The organism is Amycolatopsis sp. SID8362 (assembly GCF_010550475.1).
Classification (GTDB): Bacteria; Actinomycetota; Actinomycetes; order Mycobacteriales; family Pseudonocardiaceae; genus Amycolatopsis; species Amycolatopsis eburnea.
In genome coordinates this window covers 28973-54501 of the sequence record NZ_JAAGNB010000001.1, presented here as the reverse complement: position 1 = coordinate 54501, position 25529 = coordinate 28973, and the positions used below count along the sequence as shown (strand labels likewise).

Annotated in this window: 22 protein-coding genes and 1 pseudogene; 15 read left to right on the top strand and 8 right to left on the bottom strand. The window is 70.8% G+C overall.

The window, feature by feature from the left end; translation table 11 throughout:
• The 4 genes and pseudogenes from G3I65_RS00265 to purD form a co-directional block, all read right to left on the bottom strand.
• Window positions 1–710, bottom strand: a pseudogene (locus G3I65_RS00265) (hypothetical protein); the annotation flags it as partial.
• Between the two features lie 9 nt (window positions 711–719).
• Window positions 720–1337 (bottom strand): DUF3558 domain-containing protein, encoded by a 618-nt coding sequence (locus G3I65_RS00260; protein WP_309235219.1) that lies wholly within the window; start codon window positions 1335–1337, stop codon window positions 720–722.
• The gene (locus G3I65_RS00255; RefSeq protein WP_166639448.1) at window positions 1312–1692 is read right to left on the bottom strand and encodes a hypothetical protein; all 381 of its coding nucleotides are present in this window, start codon (window positions 1690–1692) and stop codon (window positions 1312–1314) included. The genes G3I65_RS00260 and G3I65_RS00255 overlap by 26 nt, the downstream gene beginning before the upstream one ends.
• A gap of 117 nt (window positions 1693–1809) precedes the next feature.
• Entirely contained in the window at window positions 1810–3084 is a 1275-nt protein-coding gene (gene purD, locus G3I65_RS00250) for a phosphoribosylamine--glycine ligase (protein ID WP_160693596.1), read from the bottom strand.
• Window positions 3085–3492: 408 nt separating this feature from the next.
• Between purD and G3I65_RS00245 the strand changes: the two genes are divergently transcribed.
• From G3I65_RS00245 to G3I65_RS00235, 3 genes are all read left to right on the top strand, one after another.
• Complete coding sequence (locus G3I65_RS00245; protein WP_160693595.1) at window positions 3493–4620, top strand: glycerophosphodiester phosphodiesterase; 1128 nt, start codon at window positions 3493–3495, stop codon at window positions 4618–4620.
• Window positions 4621–4660: 40 nt separating this feature from the next.
• On the top strand, window positions 4661–5584 hold the full coding sequence (locus G3I65_RS00240) for a serine hydrolase (RefSeq protein WP_160693594.1): 924 nt from the start codon (window positions 4661–4663) through the stop codon (window positions 5582–5584).
• Between the two features lie 71 nt (window positions 5585–5655).
• Window positions 5656–7200, top strand: a complete 1545-nt coding sequence (locus G3I65_RS00235; RefSeq protein ID WP_160693593.1) for an amino acid permease — start codon at window positions 5656–5658, stop codon at window positions 7198–7200.
• A 70-nt stretch (window positions 7201–7270) separates the two neighbouring features.
• On the opposite strand, the gene G3I65_RS00230 is transcribed toward G3I65_RS00235, so the two are convergent.
• Window positions 7271–8509: an aromatic acid/H+ symport family MFS transporter gene (locus G3I65_RS00230; protein WP_160693592.1), complete on the bottom strand. Its 1239-nt coding sequence runs from the start codon at window positions 8507–8509 to the stop codon at window positions 7271–7273.
• 150 nt (window positions 8510–8659) lie between these two features.
• Here G3I65_RS00230 and G3I65_RS00225 point away from each other — a divergent pair, with 150 nt between their 5' ends.
• On the top strand, window positions 8660–10294 hold the full coding sequence (locus G3I65_RS00225; protein ID WP_160693591.1) for a Na+/H+ antiporter: 1635 nt from the start codon (window positions 8660–8662) through the stop codon (window positions 10292–10294).
• Here G3I65_RS00225 and G3I65_RS00220 read toward each other — a convergent pair.
• Window positions 10275–11177, bottom strand: a complete 903-nt coding sequence (locus G3I65_RS00220; RefSeq protein ID WP_160693589.1) for a TIGR03564 family F420-dependent LLM class oxidoreductase — start codon at window positions 11175–11177, stop codon at window positions 10275–10277. The two genes, G3I65_RS00225 and G3I65_RS00220, sit on opposite strands and share 20 nt — an antisense overlap.
• 119 nt (window positions 11178–11296) lie before the next feature.
• On the opposite strand from G3I65_RS00220, the gene G3I65_RS00215 reads away from it, so the two are divergent.
• On the top strand, window positions 11297–11794 hold the full coding sequence (locus tag G3I65_RS00215; RefSeq protein ID WP_125308860.1) for an OsmC family protein: 498 nt from the start codon (window positions 11297–11299) through the stop codon (window positions 11792–11794).
• Here the strand turns inward: G3I65_RS00215 and G3I65_RS00210 are convergent.
• Window positions 11791–13077: an adenylosuccinate synthase gene (locus tag G3I65_RS00210; protein ID WP_160693587.1), complete on the bottom strand. Its 1287-nt coding sequence runs from the start codon at window positions 13075–13077 to the stop codon at window positions 11791–11793. The genes G3I65_RS00215 and G3I65_RS00210 overlap by 4 nt on opposite strands.
• 76 nt (window positions 13078–13153) lie before the next feature.
• On the opposite strand from G3I65_RS00210, the gene G3I65_RS00205 reads away from it, so the two are divergent.
• The 8 genes from G3I65_RS00205 (at window position 13154) to G3I65_RS00170 (ending at window position 21747) form a co-directional block, all read left to right on the top strand.
• Window positions 13154–13834, top strand: coding sequence for a hypothetical protein (locus tag G3I65_RS00205; protein ID WP_166639447.1), 681 nt, complete (start codon window positions 13154–13156; stop codon window positions 13832–13834).
• Window positions 13835–13974: 140 nt separating this feature from the next.
• Complete coding sequence (locus G3I65_RS00200; protein ID WP_166639446.1) at window positions 13975–14613, top strand: HNH endonuclease family protein; 639 nt, start codon at window positions 13975–13977, stop codon at window positions 14611–14613.
• A gap of 126 nt (window positions 14614–14739) precedes the next feature.
• Window positions 14740–16347 carry an ABC transporter substrate-binding protein gene (locus G3I65_RS00195; RefSeq protein WP_160693565.1) on the top strand — a complete coding sequence of 536 codons (1608 nt, stop codon included), beginning with the start codon at window positions 14740–14742 and terminating at the stop codon, window positions 16345–16347.
• Window positions 16344–17300, top strand: a complete 957-nt coding sequence (locus G3I65_RS00190; protein WP_160693600.1) for an ABC transporter permease — start codon at window positions 16344–16346, stop codon at window positions 17298–17300. Before G3I65_RS00195 ends, G3I65_RS00190 begins: the two co-directional genes overlap by 4 nt.
• A 19-nt stretch (window positions 17301–17319) precedes the next feature.
• Window positions 17320–18114 carry an ABC transporter permease gene (locus tag G3I65_RS00185; protein WP_160693563.1) on the top strand — a complete coding sequence of 265 codons (795 nt, stop codon included), beginning with the start codon at window positions 17320–17322 and terminating at the stop codon, window positions 18112–18114.
• Window positions 18111–19661, top strand: coding sequence for an ABC transporter ATP-binding protein (locus tag G3I65_RS00180; RefSeq protein WP_160693561.1), 1551 nt, complete (start codon window positions 18111–18113; stop codon window positions 19659–19661). Before G3I65_RS00185 ends, G3I65_RS00180 begins: the two co-directional genes overlap by 4 nt.
• Before the next feature lie 68 nt (window positions 19662–19729).
• Window positions 19730–20623 carry a glycosyl hydrolase family 18 protein gene (locus G3I65_RS00175; RefSeq protein WP_160693559.1) on the top strand — a complete coding sequence of 298 codons (894 nt, stop codon included), beginning with the start codon at window positions 19730–19732 and terminating at the stop codon, window positions 20621–20623.
• Window positions 20624–20640: 17 nt separating this feature from the next.
• The gene (locus G3I65_RS00170) at window positions 20641–21747 is read left to right on the top strand and encodes a glycosyltransferase (RefSeq protein WP_160693557.1); all 1107 of its coding nucleotides are present in this window, start codon (window positions 20641–20643) and stop codon (window positions 21745–21747) included.
• Here the strand turns inward: G3I65_RS00170 and G3I65_RS00165 are convergent.
• On the bottom strand, window positions 21731–23617 hold the full coding sequence (locus tag G3I65_RS00165) for an FAD/NAD(P)-binding domain-containing protein (RefSeq protein ID WP_160693555.1): 1887 nt from the start codon (window positions 23615–23617) through the stop codon (window positions 21731–21733). The two genes, G3I65_RS00170 and G3I65_RS00165, sit on opposite strands and share 17 nt — an antisense overlap.
• 169 nt (window positions 23618–23786) lie before the next feature.
• Between G3I65_RS00165 and G3I65_RS00160 the strand changes: the two genes are divergently transcribed.
• Together G3I65_RS00160 and G3I65_RS00155 are read left to right on the top strand one after the other, a co-directional pair.
• Window positions 23787–24068 (top strand): hypothetical protein, encoded by a 282-nt coding sequence (locus G3I65_RS00160; protein WP_160693553.1) that lies wholly within the window; start codon window positions 23787–23789, stop codon window positions 24066–24068.
• Window positions 24069–24152: 84 nt separating this feature from the next.
• On the top strand, window positions 24153–25298 hold the full coding sequence (locus G3I65_RS00155; protein ID WP_160693551.1) for an LLM class flavin-dependent oxidoreductase: 1146 nt from the start codon (window positions 24153–24155) through the stop codon (window positions 25296–25298).
• Window positions 25299–25529 lie beyond the last annotated feature (231 nt).

Here is a 25529-nt window from a genome sequence, read left to right as displayed (position 1 = left end):
GAAACGGGCTGCACCACCGGCGGGTCGACGTGCACCGACCGGACCTTGTCCGAAGCGGGTCGCACGCCGCCGTCCGGCGTCACCGCGACCGCCGCGCCGGCGACGTCGAGCACGCCCGGCGTGACACCGGGCGCGGCCAGCTTCAGCGACTCGGGGTCGGACAGCGACTGCGTCGAGAGCAGGTTCGTGCCGCTCTCCTGCGCGTACTCGTTCAGCGCCTGCTGTGCCTGCGCCTTGGCGTTGTTCGCCGCCTCGACCTGCCGGGCGTGGTCGGTCTCGAAGCCGATCAGGGACAGCAGCAGCCCGTCGGTCAGCGTGTAGCCGCCCGCGCCCTTCCGGACGGTTTCGGCGTCCGGCAGCTTGTACTTGGTGCGGTTGAAGGACTCGCCCTGCTCGAAGACCATTTCCGCGGCGTGCGCGACCTTCGTGGTGGCGTCCTGGGAGAACCCGGCCTGCTCGGTCAGCACCTGGCCGGCCGCGCCCCCCGCCTGGCTCTGCCACTCGACGCCGAGCTTCAGCAGCTGCGCGCGCAGCGTCTGGTCGGTGTGGGCGAGCGCGGTCGCGACGGCCTTCAGCGCGTCGACGGCGGTACCGATGCTGCCGGTGCCGTCGCCGTTGACGATCCGCGTGATCTGGTCGGCGATCGCGGTGTTGGTCCAGCCGTCGAACCGGTGGTTCTGGATCCCGGCCGCGAGCTCGGAGAATTCCACGCGCCCTCCCTAGTTGCGTGCTTTCAAGGTCTGCAGCGCCAGGTCGGCGGCGTGCGCCGACATGTCGCACAGCTGCGGCTGGGTGAGTTTGCCGCGGGTGATGGGGAACGTCCGGATGGTCAGCGTCCGGCCCTTCGCGACGCCGACGAGCGTGGTGCAGTCGGCCGGGTCGGCGGCCGCGCGGTAGCTCGTCAGCGCCGGGTAGCCGCCGATGGCCTTCGGTTCGGTGGTCATGCTGTTCTTGCGCCGGGCCCCGGTGATCCACTCGTCGAGGTCGGCGGTCACCGCGCCGACCTGGTAGCCGTGGAAGGGCTCTTCGCGGTCGGCGTCGAGCACGCAGACCGGCCCGTCCGCGCTGTCGGCCTGCCGTGGCGTGCTGCTGATCTTCATCGCGTCCAGCTGCACCTGCGGGAACAGGTCGCAGAGGTCGACGCCCTGCAGCGGCAGGTCGGCCGGGCGCTGGGGCAGCTGGGCGGCCTTCGCGCTCTGCGACGCCGCGGTGGCGGCCGTCTCGACGGGGTACGGGGTGCCGTCCTTGTCCGCCGAGCAGCCGGCGAGCGCCGCCGTCGCGAGCACGCCGCCGGTGAGCAGCACCGCGCTGCTACGCACCGTGCTTGCCGCGGTCACCGAACACCGCCGCCTTTTCTTCGTCGCTGACCTTGTAGTCCTTCGCGGCGTCGCGCAGCTGCGACACCAGCCGCTTGAGGCCCGCGACGTACTCGCGGACCTGGCCGGCGTAGGACCGGTCGCCGTCGGCGATCAGGCGGTTCCACGCTTCGATCGACTGCGTGCTGATCACGTCCGCCGACGGCGCGTCGACCCGCAGCTGGTCCAGGCGGGTGATCAGCTGGTCTTCGAGGGCGTTGGCCTGCTCTTCGACGATCCGGGCGACGTCCAGGAGCTTGTCCGGGCGGACCAGGACGTCCGCCACGCCCGGCGCCACCGGGACGGCTGGGCTCAGGTCGTACGAGGGTCCTGACATGCTCTCCCCTGACGTCATACGGACAGTGACCGGCCGGCTTCTCGTCGAGGCTACCAACGCGGGTGTGGCGGCAGCCTGAGTTTGGACGAAGATCGTGCCCGGCCGGTTCCCGTGAAATCAGGCGCGTTGCTTCGCGGCGGGAGCGCCGACCTCTCCGTTGGCCGCCTTCAGCGCGATGTCCGTGCGGTGGTGCGACCCCGCGAGGTGCACCTTTTCCACGGTTTCGTACGCGTGCTTGCGCGCCGACTTGAGCGTCTTGCCGGTACCGACGACCGACAGCACGCGGCCGCCGGAGGAGACGACGGCGCCGTCGTCACGGCGGCGCGTGCCGGCGTGCAGCACGCCTTCCAGCTCGGCTCCGGTGATGACGTCGCCGGTGCGCGGCTTGCCCGGGTAGCCGTCGGCGGCGATCACGACGGTGACCGCGGCGCCCCCGGCCCACTCCAGCGGCGGGTGCTCGGCGAGCTTGCCGGTGGCGGTGGCGTGCATCAGCCCGGCGATCGGCGTGCGCAGCAGCGCCAGCACGACCTGGGTCTCCGGGTCGCCGAAGCGGCAGTTGAACTCGATGACCTGCGGGCCGTCGGAGGTCAGCGCGAGCCCGGCGTAGAGCAGGCCGGAGAAGGACGCGCCGCGGTTCACCAGCTCGTCCGCGACCGGCTGGACGACTTTCTCGACCAGTTCGTCGACCAGGTTTTCGGGCGCCCACGGCAGCGGCGCGTACGCGCCCATGCCGCCGGTGTTCGGGCCGGCGTCGTCGTCGCCGACGCGCTTGAAGTCCTGCGCGGGCAGCAGCGGGACGACGGTGTTGCCGTCGACGAAGCAGAACAGCGACGCCTCCGGACCATCCAAAAAGGACTCCAGGAGCACCGGGTGGCCGCCGTCGAGGAGCATGATCGCGTGCTTGCGCGCGACGTCGTAGTCGGTGGTGACGACGACGCCCTTGCCGGCGGCGAGCCCGTCGTCCTTGACCACCCAGGTCGGCCCGAAGCGCGCGAGCGCGGCGTCGAGGCGGGCCGGGTTGTCGACCACCTCGCTGCGCGCGGTCGGCACGCCCGCCGCGGCCATGACGTCCTTCGCGAACGCCTTCGAGCCTTCGATCCGGGCCGCCGCGGCCGACGGGCCGAAGCAGGCGATCCCCACCTTGCGCACGGCGTCGGCGACGCCGGCGACGAGCGGGACCTCCGGCCCGACCACGACGAGATCGGCCTGCCAGCTCTTCGCGAGCGCGGCGACCGCCTCGGGGTCGGCCGCCTCGACACCGAGCTGCTCCGCCACCGAAGCGGTGCCGGCGTTGCCAGGGGCACAGGCCAGCGCCGTGACGGCGGGGTCGCCGGAAGCCGCGAGGACGAGGGCGTGCTCACGAGCGCCGGAGCCGATTACCAGTACGCGCACGCAGCACAGCGTATCCGGCCGGGTTCCCGCCGGACATTTCGCCGCCCCAGGCACGGCGGGTGAGGGCGCTCGCGCGGTCCGTGACGAGCCGGGGTGCGGGGCGGATGTAGTGAATGACTCATTCATGTCGTCCGGCGAGGTGAGTGACTCATTCATGACATCGCGGGCCGCCGGACCGGCCGCACGGGTGGCGGCGCCGGGGTCCGGAAGTAATGAACGACCCTTTCACCACGTCCGGCGAGATGAACGACCCGTTCATGGCATTGCGGAGCGCCGCACACACCCGGACGAGCAGGAGTCCACGTGTCGTTCACCGTCCTGTTCGTCCGGATACCCCCGCGAGACGCTTGCGGCATCGAAGGTGACGCGGGTAGTCAGGGCACACCCTGTGTGAAAAGAGGTCACCAGATGAAGCGCAAACGTGTGGGTGTACTGGCATTGGCCGGGCTGGCGTTGCTGAGCGTCACCGGTATCGCGAGCGCCGCGGCGAGCGGGGGGTCCGCCGATGCGGCCGCGCACGGGCGGGGCCACGATGACCCCGTGATCATCGGACACCGCGGCGCGCCCGGGTACCGGCCGGAGCACACCCTCGCCTCCTACGAGCTCGCGTACCGGATGGGCGTCGACTGGGTCGACGTCGACCTCGTGCCCACCAAGGACGGCCAGCTCGTCGCCCGGCACGAGCCGGAGATCGGCGGCACCACCGACGTCGCCAGCCATCCTGAGTTCGCGAACCGGAAGAAGACCGTCGTGCTCGACGGCGTCAGCACCACCGGCTGGTTCACCCAGGACTTCACCCTGGCCGAGCTGAAGACGCTGCGCGCGGTCGAGCGGATCCCGGCGAACCGCCCGCACAACACGCTCTACAACGGCCGCTACCAGATCGCCTCCTACCAGGAGGTGCTCGACCTGACCAAGCGGCTCGGCCGGGAGCTGCACCGGACGCTGGGCACCTACCCCGAGGTCAAGCACTCGACGTTCTTCTCCTCGATCGGCAACCCGACCGAGCCGAAGCTGGTGGCGCTGCTCAAGCACAACGGCCTCGACCGGCCGGACGCGCCCGCGATCATCCAGTCGTTCGAGGTGTCGAACCTGATCGAGCTGCACAAGCAGGTCCGGACGCCGCTGCTGCAGCTGACCTCGGCCAAGGGCGCGCCGGCGGACTTCGTCGCGAAGGGCGACAAGCGGACGTACGCCGACCTCGTGACCCCGCAGGGCCTGCGCGACGTCGCGAAGTACGCGAAGTACCTCGGTCCGGAGAAGGGGCAGATCATCCCGCTGGACGCCGCCGGGAACCTGACCACGCCGACCGCGCTCGTCGCGGACGCGCACAAGGCGGGCCTGAAGGTGCAGCCGTACACGTTCCGGAACGAGAACCCGTTCCTGCCGGCGAACCTGCGTTCCTCGGCCGAGCCGGACGCCTACGGTGACGTCTTCACCGAGGAGGCCGCGTTCTTCAAGGCCGGCGTCGACGGCTTCTTCGCCGACCAGCCGGACACCGCGCTCGAGTCGCTGCACGCGTTCCTGGGCCGGTAAACCGCTGGCCGCGAGGGGCACCCTCGGGGACGCTGAGTCCATGAAGGTGCCCCTCACGGACTTCTCCGGTGTGGTGCTGGTCAGCCGCGGCGAGGAGACGCTCTTCGCCGAGGCGGCCGGCTACGCGCACATCGCGTACGGCGTGGCGAACACGGTCGGCACGAGGTTCGCGATCGCCAGCGGCACCAAGGGTTTCACGGCGCTGGCCGTCGTCGGCCTGATCGCCGAGGGACGCCTCGGACTCACGACGAACGCCCGCGAAGTCCTCGGCGCCGACCTCCCGCTGATCGACGACGGCGTGACCGTCGAACACCTGCTGACGCACACCTCCGGCATCGGCGACTACTGCGACGAAGCCGAAGATCCGCCGCCCACGCCCCTGCTCGCCACGTCGGCGGACTACCTCGCCGCACTCGACGGCTACCCGCAGAAGTTCCCGCCGGGCGAACGGTTCCACTACAACAACGGTGCCTTCGCCGTCCTGAGCCTGATCGCCGAACGGATCGCGGGCATACCTTTCGCCGAGCTCGTCCGGACCCGCGTGACCGAACCCGCCGGCATGACCGACACGGCGTTCCTCCGCTCGGACGCGCTGCCCGCCCGGACCGCCACCGGCTACCTCGAAGACGGCCGCACCAACGTGTTCAGCCTCCCCGTGGCCGGCTTCGGCGACGGCGGGATCTACAGCTCCGCGCCGGACTTCAGGAAGTTCTGGCCCGCGCTGCTCGACAGCCGGATCGTGCCCCGCGAGTGGGTCGGGCGGATGCTGCGCGGCGAGCGCTACGGCCTCGGTTTCTGGCTGCCGCGCCCCGGCGTCGTCCGGTTGGAAGGTGGCGACCACGGCGTCTCGTTCCGGAGCGACCACCAGCCGTCATCGGGCGTCACCGCGACCTTGATCTCGAACGACCACCGAGGTGGCGGGCCCCTGCTGGAGCAGCTGGGCGAGTTCTTGACGAAGGCTTGACACCCCTCGGGACCGGGGCTACCTTCGGCGAATTCAATGGTCTGGCCGCATACCTTTCAAGAGGTGCCCGAATGGACGTTTCCGACCAGCAGACCACTCCCGACCACGCTGACGAAGACAGCGCCCGCCTGCACCAGCTGGGGTACGCGCAGGAACTCAAACGGACGATGTCGGCGTTCTCGAACTTCGCCGTCTCCTTCACGATCATTTCGATCCTCTCCGGCTGCCTGACGCTCTACGGCTTCGGCATGAAGACCGGCGGCCCGGCCGCGATGATCTGGGGCTGGCCGCTGGTCGGGGTGTTCGTCATCCTGGTCGGCCTCGGCATGGCGGAGGTCTGCTCCAGCTACCCGACCGCGGGCGGCCTCTACTACTGGGCGGCGAAGCTGGCGCCGAACAAGTCCGGGCCGGTGTGGTCCTGGTTCACCGGCTGGTTCAACCTCATCGGGCAGATCGCCGTCACCGCGGGCATCGACTTCGGCGCGGCGCTGTTCCTCAACGCCTTCCTCGACCTGCAGTGGGGCTACGCCGCGACGCCGGGCCACACGATCCTGCTGCTCGCGATCATCCTCGTGGTGCACGGCCTGCTGAACACCTTCGGCGTCCGGATCGTGGCGATCCTCAACAACGTCAGCGTGTGGTGGCACCTCATCGGCGTGCTGGTGATCGTCGGCGTGCTGGTCTTCGTGCCGGCCAAGCACCAGGACGCGTCGTTCGTCTTCGGCAGCTTCGTGAACCAGACGGGCTGGGGCTCGACGTTCTACGTGTTCGCGCTCGGCCTGCTGGTCGCGCAGTACACGCTGACCGGGTACGACGCCTCGGCCCACATGACCGAGGAGACGAAGAGCGCGGCGACGGCCGGGCCGCGCGGCATCGTGATGTCGATCGTCGTGTCGCTCGTCGCGGGCTGGATCCTGCTGATCGGCCTGACGTTCGCGATCCAGGACTACGACGGCGCCGTCGGCTCGGCCACCGGCGTCCCGCCCGCGCAGATCTTCATCGACGCGACCGGCGCCGTCACCGGCAAGTTCCTGCTGCTGATCTGCATCGGCGCGCAGCTGTTCTGCGGCATGGCGTCGGTGACGGCGAACTCGCGGATGATCTACGCCTTCGCCCGCGACGGCGCGATCCCCGGGTCGGGCTTCTGGCACAAGATCAACAAGCGCACGCAGACGCCGACCAACGCCGTGTGGCTCGCCGCGGGCGGTGCGCTGGTCCTGGCCCTGCCCTACCTCTGGAGCGCGACGGCCTACGCGGCGGTGACGTCGATCGCGGTGGTCGGCCTCTACGTGGCGTACGTGATCCCGGTGTTCCTGCGCGTGCGGCGCGGGGACTCGTTCGAGCCGGGCCCGTGGACGCTCGGCAAGTGGGGCAAGCCGGTCGGGATCGTCGCGACGATCTGGGTCGTGCTGATCTTCTTCCTGTTCATGCTCCCGCAGGTGTCGCCGGTGACGGTGGATTCCTTCAACTACACGCCGATCGCGTTCCTGGTCGTGCTCGGCGGCGCGGCGCTGTGGTGGGTGCTCTCGGCCCGCAAGTGGTTCAAGGGCCCGAAGGTCCAGGGGTCCGAAGCCGAACTCGCCGCCGTGGAACAGGAACTCAAGGACCTCGCCTGACGCTCGCTCGAAAGTCCGTGAAGGCCTCCTTACCGGTCATAAATGCCGGTAAGGAGGCCTTCACGGACTTTCACATGGTGGCGGGGCGGGACTCCGGGGTGGGGGCGGGGGTGGTGGCCGGGGAGTCGTGGCCGGGGCGGACCAGCGTGACCGCGGCCGCGCCCAAGGCGCCGACGCCGGCGAACGCGTAGAAGCCCCACGGGTACGCGATTCCGGCCGTCAGCAGCGCGCCACCCAGGAGGGGTCCCGAGATCGCGCCGATCCGGCCGATGCCCGCGGACCAGCCGAGACCGGTCGCGCGGATCGCGTCCGGGTAGATGCGGCCGATGTACGCGTACACCAGCACCTGGGCGCTGAACACGAAGCAGCCGGTCAGGAACACCGCCGCGTACAGCCCGGCCGCCGGCAGCTTCACGCTCAGCAGCGCCAGGAACACCGCGCCCGCGACGAACCAGATCCGGGCCGACGGGCGGATGCCGACGCGGTCGGCGACGCGGCCCGCGACGAGCAGCCCGGCGATGCCGCCGACGTTCAGCGTCAGCAGCAGGCTCAGCGCGGCGCCGAGCGGGTAGCCGGCCTGGCGCATGATCTCCGGCAGCCAGGTGTTCAGCCCGTAGACCAGCAGCAGGCCCATGAACGACGTGACCCAGAAGGCGATCGTCGCGCGCAGCAGCCCGCCCCGGAACAGACCGGCGACGGCGTGCCCGGCCGACCGCTCGGTGTCGCGGACCCGCTGGAACGACTCGGACTCCGGCAGGAACTTCAGCATCAGCGGGATCAGCACCACGGCCGGGATCGCGCCGGCGACGAACATCGCGCGCCAGCCCAGCGGCGAGATCAGCACGATGCCCAGCAGCGCCGTCAGCACCGCGCCGACGTGGTAGCCGGTCATCACCGTGGTCGTCGCGCTGCCGGACTTGCCGTGGCGCGCGTACTCGGTGACCAGCGTGATCGCCGTCGGCAGGCAGCCGCCGAGGCCGAGCCCGGCGACGAAGCGCAGCAGGCCGAAGACGAACGTCGAGGGCGCGAACGCGCACAGCAGCGTGCACAGCGAGAACAGCGCCACGGAGATGATCAGGGACTTCCGGCGCCCGATGACGTCGGTGATCGTGCCGATCGCCAGGCCGCCCAGCATCATCCCGGCCAGCCCGACCGTCGACACGACCGACGCCGTGCCTGGGGTCAGGCCCCAGACGTGGTCGCGGAGCAGCACGGGCAGCACGGTGCCGAGCACGACCAGGTCGAACCCGTCGAGCAGGACGGCGGTCCAGGCGAGGGGCACGACCCAGGAGCGGGTGCCAGGGGACATGGGGAACCTCCGGATGTGCGTCGGTGCACGTGATCCGCACAGGTGTGCGGATTGCGCACAAGTATGCACGGGGGGGTACGACGTAATCCAGCTCACTTCCACTGAGCGGAAGCCGAGCGCAGGCCTTCTACCTGCGGGAAGATCACGCGCGTGGAGATCCTGACGCTGATGGGCGTGCTCGCCGGCTCGCTCGCGCTGACCGCACTGGCCCGGCGCTACAACCTGTCCGCGCCGCTGCTGGTGGTCCTCGTCGCGCTCGGGGTCGCGCTCATCCCCGGCGTGCCGCGGTTCGAGCTCGAACCGGAACTGGTCCTCACCGTCGTCCTGCCGCCGCTGCTCTACTCGACGTCGCTGGAAAGCTCGCTGACGCACTTCAAGCGGGCGCTGCGGCCGATCGTCGCGCTCGGCGTCGTGCTGGTGGCGGTGACCGCCGTGGTCGTCGCGCTCGTCGTGCACCTGCTGCTGCCGGACGTGCCGTTCGCGTCCGCGCTGGTCCTCGGCGCGGTCGTGGCGCCGCCGGACGCGGTGACGGCGGTGGCGATCGGCCGCAAGCTCGGCCTGCCGCGGCGGGTGATGACCGTGCTGACCGGGGAGAGCCTGGTCAACGACGCCGCCGCGCTGACGCTGTACAAGGTCGCGCTCGCCGCCGTCGCGGGCACCGCGGGCTCGGCCGGGCACGGGTTCGCGGTGTTCGGCGTCGCGACCGTGCTGGGCATCGGGGTCGGCCTCGCGATCGGCGCGCTCGTCGTGCTGATCCGCCGCAAGCTCGACGACCCGCTGATGGAATCGGCCTTTGGGATCATCGTGCCGTTCGCCGCGTACGTCGCCGCCGAGCACCTGCACCCCTTCAGCGAAGACTTCAGCGGCTCGGGCGTGCTCGCCGTCGTCGCGGCGGGACTGCTGCTGGGGCACCGCGCGCTGTACGCGTCGCCCGCGACCCGCATGCAGGACAGATCCGTCTGGGCGTCGATCGACGTCCTGCTGGAAGCGCTGGTGTTCGCGCTGATGGGGTTGCAGCTGCCGTTCGTCCTCGAAGGCGCGCAGCACGCGGCCCGCGACAACGGGACGCTCGCGCTGGTCGCGGTGGCCGTGCTGCTGGTGACGATGCTGGTGCGGATCCCGGCGGTGTTCGGCTCCGCGTACCTGCCGCAAACCGTGCGGCTCTTCGGCCGCGACCGCGCGACGCCGTCGTGGCGGACGCTGGCGGTGGTGTCGTGGACCGGCATGCGCGGCGTGGTCACGCTCGCCGCCGCGGCCGGCGTCCCGGCGGGGACCCCGGGCCGCGAGGAGATCCAGCTGTTCGCGTTCACCGTGGCGATCGGGACGGTGCTGATCCAGGGGCTGACGCTGCCGCCGCTGATCCGGGCGCTCAAGGTGCAGGACCCGGCGGAGGCGTCGCGGGACGAGGCCGAGGAGCTCGCCGCGCGCGAGGTCGCGAAGAAGGCGGCGCAGGAACGGCTGCGCGAGATCAGCCACGAGCGGCTGGCTTCGCTGGACCTGCCCCAGGAGAAGGTCGACCGGCTCAAGGAACGGCTCCAGCGGCTGATCGACACGCGCTACCGCTTCGCCAAGGCCGCGATCACGCTGTCCGGCGAGGACCGGCCCGGCAGCCCGCAGGCCCAGTTCGCGAAGGCCCGGCGCGAACTCCTGATCACGCAACGCAAAGCGATGATCGAGGAGAACCGCGCCGGGCGGCTCGACGACGAAGTCCTGCGGAAGGTGCTGCGGGAGCTCGACCTGGAGGAGCTTTCGGTGTCGGCGACCCTCACGAACCGGCTGAGCTGACCACTTCCCACGTCCGCAGGCGTTCTTCGGCGGAGCGGATTCCGGTCTGCGAAACGAGGACGTCGGTCGCGCCGGCGTCGTAGTAGCGCTGGAGTCCTTCGAGGACGGTCTTCTCGTCGCCGATGAGCGCCAGCTCGGCCGCGTGCTCGACACCTTCCGCGGCCAGGATCCGCTGGTACGACGGGATCTGGTGGTAGAACGCCATCTGCTCGAAGGCCAGCGCGCGCACGGCGTCGGGTTCGTCGGTGACGATCGCCGGCACGGCCGCGAGGATCCGCTTGCCTGCGGGCAGGTGAGGAACGATCTGCTCGGAAAGCGCTCTCGGGCCGGCGAGGAACGGCAGCGTGCCGTCGGCGAGTTCGCCGGTGACCCGCAGCGCCTGCGGCCCCATCGCGGCCACGATCACCCGCACGTCACCGCCCACAGTGGACGGTCCGGGCGGGTGCGCTTCGAGCGTTTCGCCGTGGAAGTCCACGGTTTCGCCGTCGAAGACCTGCCGCAGCACGGTCAGGTATTCGCGCAGGTGCCGGATCGGCGGCGGGTACTCGACGCCGTAGACGGGCCCGAGGAACCCCTTCGAGCCGAGCCCGATCCCGAGCGTGAACCGCCCACCGGTGGCGGCCTGCGCGGTCTGCGCCGCGCTCGCGACCAGCAGCGGGTGCCGCGGGTAGGTGGGCACGACGGACGTCCCGACCTCGATCCCGGGCACGGCCCGCCCGGCGAGCGCGGCGACGGTGATGGCGTCCTGGCTCAGCGGAAGCTGCGAGAACCAGACGGACTTCAGGCCGGCGTCGGCGGCCTGGCGGGTCTGGGCGATGAGCTCGTCGACGAGGTTCGGCGCGGCCCCGGTGTCGCCGGCCGGCAGCGTGACTCCGATGGTCATGGTCCCAAGCTAGCGAGCGGCGCGACCGATTTCCGGGTTCCCAGGAATTGAGAACCCGAGCGGGCCCGCCGGGATTCGCCCACCCTGTGGCACATCCCTCACGATCTTCAGGAGAGCCCATGTCGCTGACCGAAGTCATCGAAGGCACCCGCAAGGCCGTCGACGCCGATCCGCACAACGCCGCCGTTTCCTTCAGCGTCGACCACACCCTCAAGCCCGGCACCCGGACCGAGGTCGAGGTCAAGGTGCGGGACCACGGCTTCACCGTCGACGAGCCGCCCGCGCTCGGCGGGACCGACCAGGCCGCCAACCCCGTCGAGTACGCGCTCGCCGCGCTCGGGTCGTGCCAGGTGATCACGTACCAGTTCTGGGCGGCGAAGCGCGGGATCCCGATCGACTCGATCAAGGTCACCGTCGACGGCGACCTCGACCTGCACGGCTTCTTCGGCTTCGCCTTCAACACCCGCCCCGGGTTCGGGGACGTGCGGGTGTCCGTCGAGCTGGAGGGCCCGGCGAGCCGGGAGCGCTACGAAGACCTCAAGCGCGAGGTCGACGAGCACTGCCCGGTGCTCGACCTGTTCCGCAACGAGACGCCGGTGACGACGAAGCTGACCTAGACGAACTGGTGCCGGACGATCGTCTGGTCGCGGCCCGGGCCGACGCCGATCGCCGAGATCCGCGCGCCGGAAAGCTCTTCCAGGCGCTCGACGTACGCGCGCGCGTTCGCCGGGAGCTCCTCGAACGTGCGGCAGCCCGAGATGTCCTCGAACCAGCCCGGCAGCTCTTCGTAGATCGGGATCGCGTGGTGCACGTCGGTCTGCGTCATCGGCATGTCCTGCGTGCGGAAGCCGTCGACCTCGTAGCCGACGCACACCGGCACCTTCTCCAGGCCGGACAGCACGTCCAGCTTCGTGAGGAAGTAGTCGGTGATGCCGTTGACGCGGACCGCGTACCGCGCGATCACCGCGTCGAACCAGCCGGTGCGCCGCGACCGGCCGGTCGTGACGCCGAACTCGCCGCCCTGCTTGCGCAGGTATTCGCCGGACTCGTCGTGCAGCTCGGTCGGGAATGGGCCCGAGCCGACGCGGGTGGTGTAGGCCTTGAGGATGCCGAGCACCGTGGTGATCCGGCCCGGGCCGATACCCGAACCCGCGCTCGCGCCGCCGGACGTCGGGTTCGACGACGTCACGAACGGGTAGGTGCCGTGGTCGACGTCGAGCAGCGTGCCCTGCGACCCCTCCAGCAGCACGGTTTCGCCGCGCTCGAGGGCCTGGTTGAGCTGCAGCCGGGTGTCGGCGATGCGGTGCGAGAACTTCTCGCCCGTCGCGAGCACCTCGTCGGCGACCTGGTCGGCGTCGAGCGCCTTGCGGTTGTAGACCTTCACCAGCACCTGGTTCTTGAACTCCAGCGCGGCTTCGACCTTCTGGCGGAAGATCTTCTCGTCGAGGAGGTCCTGCACGCGGACGCCGACGCGGGCGATCTTGTCCTGGTAGCACGGGCCGATGCCGCGGCCGGTGGTGCCGATCTTGCGGCTGCCCAGGTACCGCTCGGTGACTTTGTCGATGGCCACGTGGTACGGCATGATCAGGTGCGCGTCGGCCGAAATCAGCAGCTTGGACGTGTCCACGTCCCGCGCTTCGAGGCCGGAGAGCTCGTCGAGCAGCACACCCGGGTCGACCACCACGCCGTTGCCGATGACGTTGGTCACTCCCGGCGTCAGGATGCCGGACGGGATGAGGTGCAGGGCGAAGTTCTCGCCGTTCGGCAGGACGACCGTGTGACCGGCGTTGTTGCCACCCTGGTAGCGGACGACCCACTGGACGCGGTCACCCATCAGGTCGGTGGCCTTGCCCTTGCCTTCGTCTCCCCATTGGGCACCGATGAGCACGATGGCCGGCATGTGACACTCCAGTTGTTCGACGACTGAGGTTAAGTGTCCCGGACGGACACCGGTGGCGCTGACGAAATGCCGGTGCATGACTGTAACGGAGGACCTGCGGGTGCGCGGAATCGTGGTGGCCTGTGGCGACGGCGCGGCCGGCTTCGAAGAGGTCGACGACGTCGAGTCGATCCGCGTCCCGAGCCTTCCCGGCAAGGCGGAAATCGACCCCTTGCTGGGCGAACACGATCACCTCGTGGTGTCGGGCACGGACGCGGACCTCGCGGCGGTCGTGCTGCGGCTGCTCCGGAAGGACGCGCTCTCCGGCGTGTCGGTCGGTTTCGTGCCGTCGGCGCCGGACTCGTCGGTCGCGGCGCTGTGGGGGCTGCCGAAGACGCCGCTGCAGGCCCTCGCGCTCGCGCTGCGCGGCGAGGTCGACCCGGTGCCGCTGATCCGCGACGACGTCGGCGGCGTGCTCGTCGGGCGCGGGGTGCTGCGGCTGGTCCGCGGGGTGGCCTACGCCGACGAGCAGGTGGCGCTGCGCGGGCCGGCCGCGTCGATCGAGGTGACGCCGGACCCGGACGGTCCCGGGCTGGCCGTCCGTGTGGTGAAGGGCACGATCTTCAAGCGGCCGACGACGCTGTACTCGCGGGCCTTCCAGATCGGCTGCATCCCGACGCGGCCGGTGCGCGACGACGTCGTCTACGAGCGCGCGGTGAACAAGTGGACCTGGTACCGGCACACGGAAGACCTTCGGCTGGTCCGCGGAGCGGTCTGACCTGCTATTTTCACGGTCGAGTGAGGTTGCGGCCACGCCGCGTTCACCGACGGACAGCAACATGTCACCTATACGTGTTGCACACGCCACTCCCGTGTATCAGGGTTAGCTGTCCCCGCACCTGATACGGAGGCAGCAAAATGCCAACCAGGCGTGCTGTTCGTCATTCGTTCACCATCCTCGCGGCCACCGCCGTGCTCTCCGGGACGCTGGTCAGCGTCGCCGAGGCCACCCCGCCGGGCATCCCGTCGGCGACGACGGCGAAGACCGAGCTCGCGGCACTGACCGTCAAGGCCGACGGGTCGCAGACCGGCTACAGCCGCGACAAGTTCCCGCACTGGATCGACCAGGGCAACAGCTGCAACACCCGTGAAGTGGTGCTCAAGCGCGACGGCACGAACGTGGTCACCGACTCCAGCTGCGCGGCGACCTCCGGCAGCTGGAAGAGCCCGTACGACGGCGCGACCTGGACCGCGGCGTCCGATGTGGACATCGACCACGTCGTGCCGCTGGCCGACGCGTGGCGCACCGGCGCGTCCTCCTGGACGACCGCGCAGCGCCAGGCGTACGCGAACGACCTCACCGACCCGCAGCTGATCGCCGTGACGGACAACGTCAACCAGGAGAAGGGCGACAAGTCGCCCGATCAGTGGAAGCCGCCGCTGACGTCGTACTGGTGCACCTACGCGAAGATGTGGGTCGCGGTGAAGTACAAGTTCAAGCTGACGATCAACTCCGCGGAGAAGACCGCGCTGACGGACATGCTGGGCCGCTGCTGATCCCTGTCAAGGACGAATCCGTGCGGTGCCAGGGAATGGGACCGCCGTTCGCCTGCTGGGACGGCCTTCAGCGCGAGATTAGCGTCGCCGGTTGAAGACGCAACCACTCCCGCTGGAGGCCGTCCGGTGTCCCTGCTTCCCCGCGCCCGCAACGCCGCGGCCCTGCTCGCCCTGCCCGTTCTCCTGACCGCCTGCGCCGCCGCCGGCACCGAACAAGCCGCTTCCGGGCCACCGAAACCCGGTGGCACGCTGCGCCTGGGCATCTCGTCCGCGCCGGACTGCGTCGACGCTCAGCAGGTCGCCACGAACGCGTCCATCAACGTCGCGCGTCAGCTCGTCGACTCGCTCACCGACCAGGACCCGAAGACCGGCGAGATCAAGCCGTGGCTCGCCGAGAAGTGGGAGAGCAACGCCGATTCGACGGCGTTCACCTTCCACCTGCGGCCCGGCGCGACGTTCTCCGACGGCACCCCGGTCGACGCCGCCGCGGTGAAAACCAGCTTCGACGGCATCAAGGCCCTCGGCACCAAGGCCCAGCTCGGTTACGGCTACCTCGCCGCGTACAAGGGCTCCAGCGTGGTCGACCCGCGGACGGTCCGCCTCGAGTTCTCCGCGCCCAGCGCCCAGTTCCTGCAGGCCAGCTCGACCGTGTCGCTCGGCGTTCTCGCGCCGGCGGCGTTCAAGAAGACGCCGGAACAGCGTTGCCAGGGCGACGGCCTGATCGCCTCCGGTCCCTTCGTCTTCGAGAGCTTCAAGCAGAACCAGGAGATCGTCCTGGCCAAGCGCAAGGGGTACACCTGGGGCTCGTCGCTGTTCAAGCACCAGGGCGAGGCCTACCTGGACAAGATCGACTACAAGATCGTGCCGGAGCCCGGCGTCCGCACCGGCAGCCTCGCGTCCGGGCAGCTCGACGCGATCACCGACGTCCAACCGGTCGACGAGCCGCAGTTCACCGGCAACGGCTTCAGCGAGAACATCCGGCCGAACCCCGGCGTCGTGTTCAACCTGCACGCCAACACCACCCGCGGCGTGCTCACCGACGAGAAGGTGCGCCAGGCCGTGCTCAAGGGCGTCGACCGCACCGAGGTCGTGAACACCGTGCTGACGCCGAACTACAAGGCCGCCACGAGCATCCTCGGCTCGGCGACGCCGTTGGTCAGCGACCTGTCCGCGCAGCTCGCGCACGACCCGAAGGGCGCGGCGGCGCTCCTGGACGGCGACGGCTGGGTGCCAGGCCCCGACGGGATCCGCGTCAAGAACGGGCAGCGGCTGAGCGCGGCCGTCGTGTTCTCGCCGGTCTTCAACCAGAACCGCAGCGTGCTGGAGCTGATCCAGCAGCAGCTGCGCAAGATCGGCTTCGACCTGAAGATCGAACAGCACACCACCGCCGAGACCACGCAGATCCAGCTGTCCGGCAACTACGACTTCCTCTGGTACAACGTCACGCGCGCCGACCCGGACATCCTGCGCGGCCAGTTCTCCACCAAGGCGGGCAACCGCAGCAAGCTGACCCCGGGCAACCCCCTCGACGTGGCGCTGGACGCCCAGTCGTCCACTGTGGACCCCGCGAAGCGCGAGCCGTCCGCCGAGGAGGCCCAGAAGCTGATCATCGAGCACGCCTACGCGGTCCCCGTGTTCGAGCTGACCCAGGTCGTCGCGCTGAGCTCGAAGGCGCACGCCGTCGACTTCGAAGCGTCGTCACGGCTGCAGCTGTTCGACGCGTGGCTGTCGTGAGGCGCTACCTGCTCCGCCGGGCCGGGCAGGCGGTGTTCGTGCTGTGGGCGGCGTTCACGCTGTCGTTCCTGATCCTCTACCTGCTGCCGGGCGACGCCGTTTCGGCGAAGCTCGCCGGCGGCGAGGCCGGGGCGTCGATGACGCCGGAGCAGGTCGCCGCGGCCCGCGCGGAGTACGGCCTCGACTCGCCGCTGCCGGTGCAGTACCTGAAACGGCTGGTCTCGGCGCTGCACGGCGACTTCGGGCGCAGCGTCGCGACCGGCGACGACGCCACGCACATGGTCGTCACGGCGTTGCCGCCGACGCTCGCGGTGACCGGGCTGGCGCTCGTGTTCGCGGTGCTGTTCGGCGGCGGCTCGGCGTTCCTCGGCACGTTCACGCGGTTCCGCTGGCTGCGGCAGGCGCTGCTGTCCCTGCCGTCGCTGGCGATCTCGCTGCCGCCGTTCTGGGTCGGGCTGCTGCTGATCCAGTTCTTCTCGTTCCGGCTGCGGCTGCTGCCCGCGCTCGGCACGCAGGGCTTCGCGGCGCTGCTCCTGCCGGCGCTCACCCTCGCACTGCCGACCGGCGCGATCATCGGGCAGGTGCTGGCCAAGAGCCTGGCGACGCAGCAGGAACAGCCGTACGCGGAGATCGCGGCGGCCAAGGGCGCGAGCCGCTGGCGCGTCCACTTCGGACACCTGCTGCGCAACGCGGCCGTGCCGACGCTGACCGTCGCCGGGGTCGTCGCGGGCAACCTCGTCGCGGGGTCGGTGATCACCGAGACGGTGTTCTCGCGCGACGGCGTCGGCCGGGTCACCGCGGCCGCCGTCACCGCGCAGGACGTCCCGGTGGTGCAGGCGGTGATCGTGCTGGCCGCGCTGGTGTTCGTGGTGCTCAACCTGGTCGTCGACCTGCTCTACCCGCTGCTCGACCCGCGCATCGCGCGCACCCCCGCGGCGGTGGCCCGTGGTTGACCTCGACCGCCGCTTTCACGTGAAAGCTCCGCCCGGGCTCGTCCTGGCGGTGGTGGTGCTGGCGTTCGTGCTGCTCGCGGCCTTCGTGCCGGGGCTGCTGACCGGGTACGACCCGATCACCGGCGTCCCGGCCGAACGGCTGCAAGGGCCGTCGCCGCACCACCTGTTCGGCACCGACGAGACCGGCCGGGACGTCTACGCGCGGGTGATCCACGGCGCGTCGCTCTCGTTGCGGGCCACCGCGATCGCCGTGCTCGTGGCGCTGGTGGCCGGTTCGGCGCTGGGCCTGCTGGCCGGGTTCCGCGGCGGTTGGGCGGACACCGTGATCATGCGGGTGGTCGACGTCTTCCTGGCCATCCCGCCGATCCTGCTGTCGCTGGCGCTGGTCACGGCGCTGGGCTTCGGCACGACGAACGTCGCGATCGCCGTCGGCATCGCGAACCTGGCCTCCTTCGCGCGGGTCATGCGCGCGGAGGTGCTGCGCGTGCGCAACGGCGTGTTCGTCGAAGCCGCGCGGGCGTCCGGCGTGCGCTGGTCGGGCGTGCTGCTGCGGCACGTCCTGCCGAACGCGGCGGGCCCGGTGCTCGCGCTGGCGACGTTGACGCTGGGCACCGCGGTGCTCGAGGTGTCGGCGCTGAGCTTCCTCGGTTTCGGCGCGACCCCGCCCACCCCGGAGTGGGGCTCGCTGGTCGCGGGCGGGCGCAGTTTCCTGGCCACGGCCTGGTGGATGACGACGTTCCCGGGGCTCACGGTCGCGGCGGTCGTCCTCGCCGCGAACCGGCTGTCCCGCGCGCTGGACGGAGGAGACCGATGACCCTGCTGCGGATTTCGGACCTGGCCGTGTCGTACCGGGGCGTGCCTGCCGTGCGTGACGTCGGGTTCGACGTCGGCGCGGGCGAAGTGGTGGCTGTCGTCGGCGAGTCGGGCTCGGGCAAGTCGACCACGGCGCACGCGGCGATCGGCCTGCTGCCCCGCGGCGGCCGCGTCGACGGCGGCTCGATCACCTTCGACGGCCGGGACCTGCTGTCGCTGTCGTCTCGCCAGTGGCGCTCGGTGCGCGGGAGAGAGATCGCGCTGGTGCCGCAGGACCCGGCGGTGTCGCTGAACCCGGTGCACCGCATCGGCGACCAGGTCGCGGAGGTGCTCAAGATCCACGGCCTCGCGGACCGGCGCACCGCGTCCCTGGAGGCGATCTCGTTGCTGGAGCGAGCGGGCGTGCCGTCACCATCCTTGCGAGCGCGCCAGTACCCGCACCAGCTGTCGGGCGGCTTGCGGCAGCGCGTGCTGATCGCGGCCGCGCTGGCCGGACAGCCGAAGCTGATCATCGCGGACGAGCCGACGTCGGCACTGGACGTGACGGTGCAGCGCCGCATCCTCGACCACCTGACGTCGCTGGCGGCCGAGTCCGGGACGGCGATCCTGCTCATCACGCACGACCTCGGCGTCGCGGCCGATCGCGCGTCGCGGATCGTGGTGCTGTCGGAGGGTTCGGTCGTGGAAGAGGGTCCGTCGGTCGTCAGCGCGCCGACGCACCCGTACACGCGGCAGCTGATCGCGGCCGCGCCGAGCCTGTCCAGCCCCTCACGCCCACCCGCGCCCGCGGCCGAGCCCCTGGTCTCGGTGCGAGACCTCGCGAAGACGTTCGACGGCGGCATCCGCGCGGTCGACGGCGTTTCGTTCGACATCCCCCGCGGCCAGACCCTGGCCCTGGTCGGCGAGTCCGGCTCCGGCAAGTCGACGACGGCGCGCATGGTCCTGCGCCTGGAAACCCCGTCGGCGGGCTCGATTTCGTTCGACGGCCAGGACATCACGACCCTGAGCGGCCCCGAGCTGCGCCGGCTGCGGCGGCGGATGCAGATCGTGTACCAGAACCCGTACGCGTCGCTGAACCCGAAGTTTTCGATCGAGGACGTCGTCGCGGAACCGTTGCGGGCGTTCGGGCTCCCGCGCACTTCGGTGCCGTCGCTGCTCGACCAGGTGGCGCTGCCGTCGTCGGTGGCGCGCCGGAAGCCGTCGGAGCTGTCGGGCGGTCAGCGCCAGCGAGTGGCGATCGCACGGGCGCTGGCGCTGCGCCCGGACCTGGTGGTGTGCGACGAACCGGTGTCGGCGCTGGACGTGTCGGTGCAGGCCCAGATCCTGGCGCTGCTGGCGGAGCTGCAGTCGTCGCTGGGGTTGACGTACCTGTTCATCTCGCACGACCTGGCGGTGGTCCGGCAGCTGGCGGACCAGGTGGGCGTGATGCGGGAGGGAGTGCTGGTGGAACTGGGGCCGGCTGCGCGGGTGCTGGAGGAGCCGGAGGCGGAGTACACGAAGGAGCTGCTGGCGGCGATTCCCGGGCGTTCGGTGCAGGAGGTGGGCTGAGACAGGAACCGGACAGGATCGACGGTGGGTGTTTCCCCAACCACCCGCCGCGACGTATGGTCTGGACCATGCGGAGGATCGGCGTGGCCTTCGTGGCCTTGGTGCTGATGATTTCGGGTGCGGTGCCGGCTTCGGCCGCCGCCGGGCGCAGGGTTGTCGTCTACTACCAGACCATCTACAACGGCTCGGCCTACGTCTCACCGCTCACCCTTCAGGGCACCGGCGTCACCGACGTCGTCGTCGGGGCCATCCACCTGGACGCCAACAGCGTCGTGCACCTCAACGACGATCCCCCGAACGCCGCGAAGTTCACCAGGATGTGGCAGGACCTCGCCACCCTGCGCACCAGTGGCGTGCACGTGCTCGCGTTCGTCGGCGGGGCCGCCGCGGGGAGCTTCCAGCGGCTCGAAACGCAGTTCGACACGTACTACCCGTTGCTGCGCAACCTCATCCGGACGTACTCGCTCTCCGGTATCGACCTCGACGTCGAAGAGCACATGTCCAACACCGCGCTCAACCGGGTCATCGACGCGCTCCGGGCCGACTTCGGCAGCTCGTTCCTCGTCACGCTCGCGCCGGTCGCCACCGAGCTCAGTGGCGGGGGCGGTCTCTCCGGGCTGAACTACGACACCCTCTACCGCGACCGCGGCGCGCAGATCTCGTGGTTCAACGCGCAGTTCTACTGCGGCTGGGGCTCGCTGAGCAGCACCTCGGGCTACGACAACATCATCCGCCGCGGCGTGGTGCCCGCGAGCAAGGTCGTCGCCGGGACCGTGACCAACCCGGCCAACTGCAGTGGCTACGTCGCCATGTCGACTCTGCAGTCCACCGTGCGCAGCCTGATCGGCGAGTACCCGGACTTCGGCGGCGTCGACGGCTGGGAGTACTTCAACTCCCTGCCCGGCGGAACCTCGGCGCCGCAGCAGTGGGTGCAGCAGATCGCCCCGGTGGTCAAGGGCTGAGCGGTACGCTCGGGCGGGTGCGGATCCTCTTCACGTGCCGCCCGGCGTACGGCCACCTGTTCCCCTTGCTGCTGCTCGCGAACGCCGCGGCGAGGGCCGGGCACGAAGTCGTGTTCGCCACCGGTGAGGCGTTCGTGCCCAAGGTGCGCGGCCTCGGCTTCACCACCCACCGCGCGGGCATCGCCATCAGCGAAGCCGAAGCCGAGGCCAAGAAACGGCACGGCGAGGACGCCGGTTTCCTCGACGTCGGCATCACGATGTTCGGCGAGCTGCTGCCGAAAGCACTGCTCGACGACCTGACGCCGCTGCTCCCGCGGCTGCGGCCCGACCTCGTGGTCTACGAGATGAGCGACGTCGGCGCCGCGATCGCGGCGCGCCGCGCGGGTATCCCCGCCGTCTCGGTCGTGATCGGGCGGTCCATGCCGCCGGAAGTGCTGGCCGTCGCCGCCGAACGGCTGCGGCCGCTCTGGCGGACGCTGCCCGCGGACGCGCTGCTCGGCGACGCCTGCGTCGACGTCTGGCCCGACCGTGTCCGCGACCCGGGCACCGCGGGCGTACCGAAGGTGTTCCGGATGCGCCCGACACCGTACGACCCGGACGTCCCGCTGCCGCCACTCCCGGCCGGCGGCTTCGTCTACCTCACGCTGGGCACGGTCGTCTTCGGCGCGACCGACGTGCTGCGCGGCGCGATCCGCGCGCTGGAACGCCTCGACGTCGACGTGCTGGTGGCGCTCGGGCCAGGCGCCCCGGCCGCGCTGGGTCCGCTGCCGGAGCGGGTCAGTGCCACCGGGTTCGTGCCGCAGGCCCGGGTCTTGGACCACGCCGACCTGGTCGTCCACCACGGCGGCACCGGCACGGTGCTCGCTTCGCTGGCCGCCGGTCTGCCGCAGCTGGTGCTGCCCCAGGGCGCCGACCAGTTCGCCAACGCCGAAACCCTCGAAGCGCTCGGCGCGGCGAAGGCGCTGGTCGGCGACGCGGTCCGGATCCCCGCCATCGAAGCCGCCGCCCGGACCCTGCTCGACGACCCGAAACCGCGCGAAATCGCGCAAGGCATCGCGGCCGAGATCAGGGAAATGCCTTCGCCCGAACAGGTTCTCGGCGAGCTGGTCAGCTGGGCGGGTTGACCAGCGCCAGGATCTCGCGCGCGACGGCGTCGTTCTGCCGGAAGGACAAGGCGTTCGTCCGCGGCCGCGTGAACGCCGCCGCCGAGCGGGCGCTCGTGTGGGGGCCGACGGCGAAGCGGTGCGGGTGTGGCTGTCCGGTGCCGTCGAGCAGGCGGGAATCCGAGACGCGCGTGTGGATGCGGCCGGACGGCAGGCGTGCGCCGGTGACCGGGTCCGACACCGTCTCCTCGGCCAGTTCGCCCGCGTCGCGCAGCTGGCGGAGCAGGCCGTCGGCCGCACGGGTCACGCTCGGGCCCGGCAGCCGCGCTTCGACGAGCGTGCGGGCCTCGACCGTCCCCGGGAAACTGGTGCTGGACGCCACAAAAGCGCCGCGCTCGGCCGTCACCGTCATCTCCGCGCCCGCGAAAGAGACGATCCCCGCGTCGTGCAGCGCCAGCAGCTCCTCCAACCGGCGTGGCGGCGGACCGCTGGCGTAGTAGGAGAAGAAGCCGTGGAACCAGCCGTCCATATCGGACACCTGGGACGCCGCGTCCAGGCGTCCTTTGTGGACCAGCGTGGGCAGCTGGGCATACACCGACAGCAAAGCCGCGAACGCACCGAGGTCGGCGCTGAACTCCTGATCGGCGCGGCGCGCCAGGTCGCCCTCGATGTATTCGCGCAGCTCCTTGCCGAACTCCTCCGCCGTGCCGAACGCGCGGCCCGCCATCGGGCGGTCGACGCGGTCGAGGTCGAGCCGGTCCGCTTCGGCGGGCACCGCCCGCGCGACGAGGTCGCGCATCCCCGGCGAATCCCAGGCCAGGTCGGCGAAAGCGTCGGCGAACACCGCGAAGTCCAGGCGCACGCGGTCCGGGTGGCCGGTGAACAGCTCGGTGTAGTAACCCCAAGCCAGTTCCTTCGCGATCAGCGGCCAGACGTCGGCGCGGAAGTCGAGCGCGCCGGGTGCGCCGGCCAGCTCGTCGATCGCGTAGGCGTCGAAGAACCTGGGCAGCCGCGCCGGTTTCCCGCGTAGCCGGTAGCCGATCTTCGCGTGGTACGGGACCCCGCGCCGCGAGCCGACGTGCAGGATCGGCTCGGCGCCGCTCGGGTGGTAGCGGAGGCCGCCGCAGGCCAGCTCCTCGAAACGGCCGCCGCGGCCCTCGGTGAGCAGCAGCATCAGGTCGACGAACGCCAGCCCGAACCCCCGCACCAGCACCGTTTCGCCGGGCGCGATGGCGGAGTAGTCGACGTCGGCGGTGTAGCCGGCCGGGTAGTACGCCAGCCCGTGCCGCGCGGCGAACGACACCAGTTCGCGCTCGCGGTCGTCCGGTTCCGCGTCGAGGTGCCCGACGGTGAACACCACGGCGTCCGCGCGCACGGCCGTCCCGTCGGACAGGCTGACGGTGTACCCGTCCACGCCGACCGCGCGCGCGGCGTGCTCGACGACGTCGACGCCGTCGGGGAGGCCCTCGACGACCGTCCGGTAGACCCAGGTCAGGTAGGCGCTCTGCAGGCGCCGCGTGGGGAAGTCGAAGGGGTCGAGCGCGGTCAGCTCGGCGACGACGTCGGGCGGGACCTCGGCGTCTAGACCGCCGTCACGGACCTTGCGGGCCCAGTCGAGCAGCGTCGGCCCCGGACGCACCGGACCGGTCATCCGCACCGACTCGTCGGTGAACATGGTGACGTCCTCCGGCATGGAGTTCATGCGCAGGAGCGGCGACTGGTCGTAGCGCCACACGCGGCCGGGGCCGGGCGGGAAGGGGTCGATCAGGTGCACCTTGAGCCGGCGGCCGCCGAGCAGCTCCGCCGCGTTCGCGCCGAGCCGTTCGAGGACGCCGACCCCGCGGGGTCCGGCGCCCACGACGGCAAGGGTGAACGGCGGGGAATCGGCCACGAACCCGAAGCTACGCCGGGGTTGTGCCGGGAAACGGCCTTCCCACAGAGCGGAACCAATCACCCGGGCCACCGGCTCCGAATCCCCGGCACGCCGACGGAAGGAGCCGAGTTGTCCCTCGTCCACCCAGGCGCCCGGGCCTCAGCCGCACCGCCCCGCCGTCGAAGACGTGGCCGCTGAGATCGGTCCACCGCACCGCGTCCACACCGCGCAGGACGTGGTCGACACCCTCCTCCGGGGGAACTGGGCGATCCTGGCCCACGAATGGGCCACCGGGATCGACCCCGAGCACTGGCAGGACGTCGTCGAGGCCGCCGCGGAGGCGGCCGGGGTCGACGTCGAATTCGTCGTGATCCCGCGCCGGTCCCTGACCGTCGTTTTCAACCGGGCGGCCCCGCCGACGTTCGAGCAGGTCCGCGCGTCGATCGAGGTCATCGAGCGGCACCGGTGAGCGTTCCACCCTGCGGACGTCGTTGCCGTCCCCGGGTGCCCGGCGTAGCCCTTTGAAGGGGGAACCCGAGGGTTGGAGGACAGCATGCCGGTCGAATTCCTGGGCATCGGGGGCACGCACGACGGGTCCGAAACGCACGCCCGCACGGGCGGGGTGTTCGACAAGGAGTACACGCTGCGCCTGGCCCGCGCGCACGAGGACTTCGGCTGGGACCGGGTGCTGTTCGCCTACGGTTCCGGCTCGCCGGACCCCGCGCAGGTCGCCGCGTACGTCGCCACGAAGCTCGACAAGCTGCAGATCCTGCTCGCCCACCGCCCCAACGTCTCGTACCCGACGTTCGCCGCGAAGACGTTCGCCACGCTCGACCAGATCTCCGGCGGCCGCCTCACGGTCCACTTCATCACCGGCGGCAACGACCACGAGCAGCAGCGCGAAGGCGACTACCTGGGCAAGGACGACCGCTACGGGCGCACCCGCGAGGCCATCCAGATCATCAAGAAGGCGTGGACGTCCGACGAGCCGTTCGGCTTCGAGGGCCAGTACTACCGCTTCGCCGACTACGTCAGCGACGTCAAGCCGGTCCAGCAGCCACGGCCTGGCGTGTCCTTCGGCGGGTCGTCCCCGGCCGCGTACGCCGCCGGTGGCGCCGAAGCGGACATCTACTGCCTCTGGGGCGAGCCGCTGGACCGGACCGCGGAGCAGATCGCGTCGGTCAAGGCCGCGGCGCTGGCCGCCGGCCGCACCGACGTGCCGCGGATCCAGGTCGCGTTCCGGCCGATCATCGCGCCGACCGACGAGCTGGCCTGGGAAAAGGCGTACGCGACGGTGGGCGCGATCAAGGACCGCACCAAGGGCGGCCAGCCCCTGACGCGGCGGCACAAGCTCACCGAGCCCGAGAACACGGGATCGCAGCGGCTGCTGGAGATCGCGGCGAACGGCGAGCGCTTCGACCGCGCGCTCTGGACCCCGACGGCGGCCGCGACCGGCGGCGCGGGCAACTCGAACGCGCTGGTCGGGACCCCGGAGACGGTCGCGCAGGCGCTGCTCGACTACTACGACCTCGGCGTGGAGATCCTGTCCGCCCGCGGTTACGACATGCTCGGCGACACGATCGACTTCGGGCGCTACGTCATCCCGATCGTCCGCGAGGAGGTCGCCAAGCGCGACGCGGCCCGGGCGGCGATCGCGGCCCGGGCACCGCGGGAGGACGCCCTCACCGCCGCCGGCTGACCGCCGCCTGCACCCCCAGGTAGCCACCTCGCGAACGCGAGGTGGCTACTTTTGCCTCTGGTCCTCCGGCCATCGGGTGCGGAATGATCCATTGGTGACTCCTGAGCCACCGGTCAGACACTGCGGGCTATCGTCTGATCCGTTCGGGAAAGCTCCGTGACACCTTGGATACCAGCGAAAGAACCTAGAGATTTACCAACAGTCACGGGACACTGGCTGGGGTAACTCACG

What these genes read in the sequence shown, in the direction of transcription:
- G3I65_RS00255 (WP_166639448.1), bottom strand. Translation starts at nt 1,692, where the DNA reads ATGTCAGGACCCTCGTACGACCTGAGCCCAGCCGTCCCGGTGGCGCCG.
- G3I65_RS00245 (WP_160693595.1), top strand. Translation starts at nt 3,493, where the DNA reads ATGAAGCGCAAACGTGTGGGTGTACTGGCATTGGCCGGGCTGGCGTTG.
- G3I65_RS00240 (WP_160693594.1), top strand. Translation starts at nt 4,661, where the DNA reads ATGAAGGTGCCCCTCACGGACTTCTCCGGTGTGGTGCTGGTCAGCCGC.
- G3I65_RS00235 (WP_160693593.1), top strand. Translation starts at nt 5,656, where the DNA reads ATGGACGTTTCCGACCAGCAGACCACTCCCGACCACGCTGACGAAGAC.
- G3I65_RS00230 (WP_160693592.1), bottom strand. Translation starts at nt 8,509, where the DNA reads ATGTCCCCTGGCACCCGCTCCTGGGTCGTGCCCCTCGCCTGGACCGCC.
- G3I65_RS00220 (WP_160693589.1), bottom strand. Translation starts at nt 11,177, where the DNA reads ATGACCATCGGAGTCACGCTGCCGGCCGGCGACACCGGGGCCGCGCCG.
- G3I65_RS00215 (WP_125308860.1), top strand. Translation starts at nt 11,297, where the DNA reads ATGTCGCTGACCGAAGTCATCGAAGGCACCCGCAAGGCCGTCGACGCC.
- G3I65_RS00210 (WP_160693587.1), bottom strand. Translation starts at nt 13,077, where the DNA reads ATGCCGGCCATCGTGCTCATCGGTGCCCAATGGGGAGACGAAGGCAAG.
- G3I65_RS00205 (WP_166639447.1), top strand. Translation starts at nt 13,154, where the DNA reads ATGACTGTAACGGAGGACCTGCGGGTGCGCGGAATCGTGGTGGCCTGT.
- G3I65_RS00200 (WP_166639446.1), top strand. Translation starts at nt 13,975, where the DNA reads ATGCCAACCAGGCGTGCTGTTCGTCATTCGTTCACCATCCTCGCGGCC.
- G3I65_RS00180 (WP_160693561.1), top strand. Translation starts at nt 18,111, where the DNA reads ATGACCCTGCTGCGGATTTCGGACCTGGCCGTGTCGTACCGGGGCGTG.
- G3I65_RS00175 (WP_160693559.1), top strand. Translation starts at nt 19,730, where the DNA reads ATGCGGAGGATCGGCGTGGCCTTCGTGGCCTTGGTGCTGATGATTTCG.
- G3I65_RS00155 (WP_160693551.1), top strand. Translation starts at nt 24,153, where the DNA reads ATGCCGGTCGAATTCCTGGGCATCGGGGGCACGCACGACGGGTCCGAA.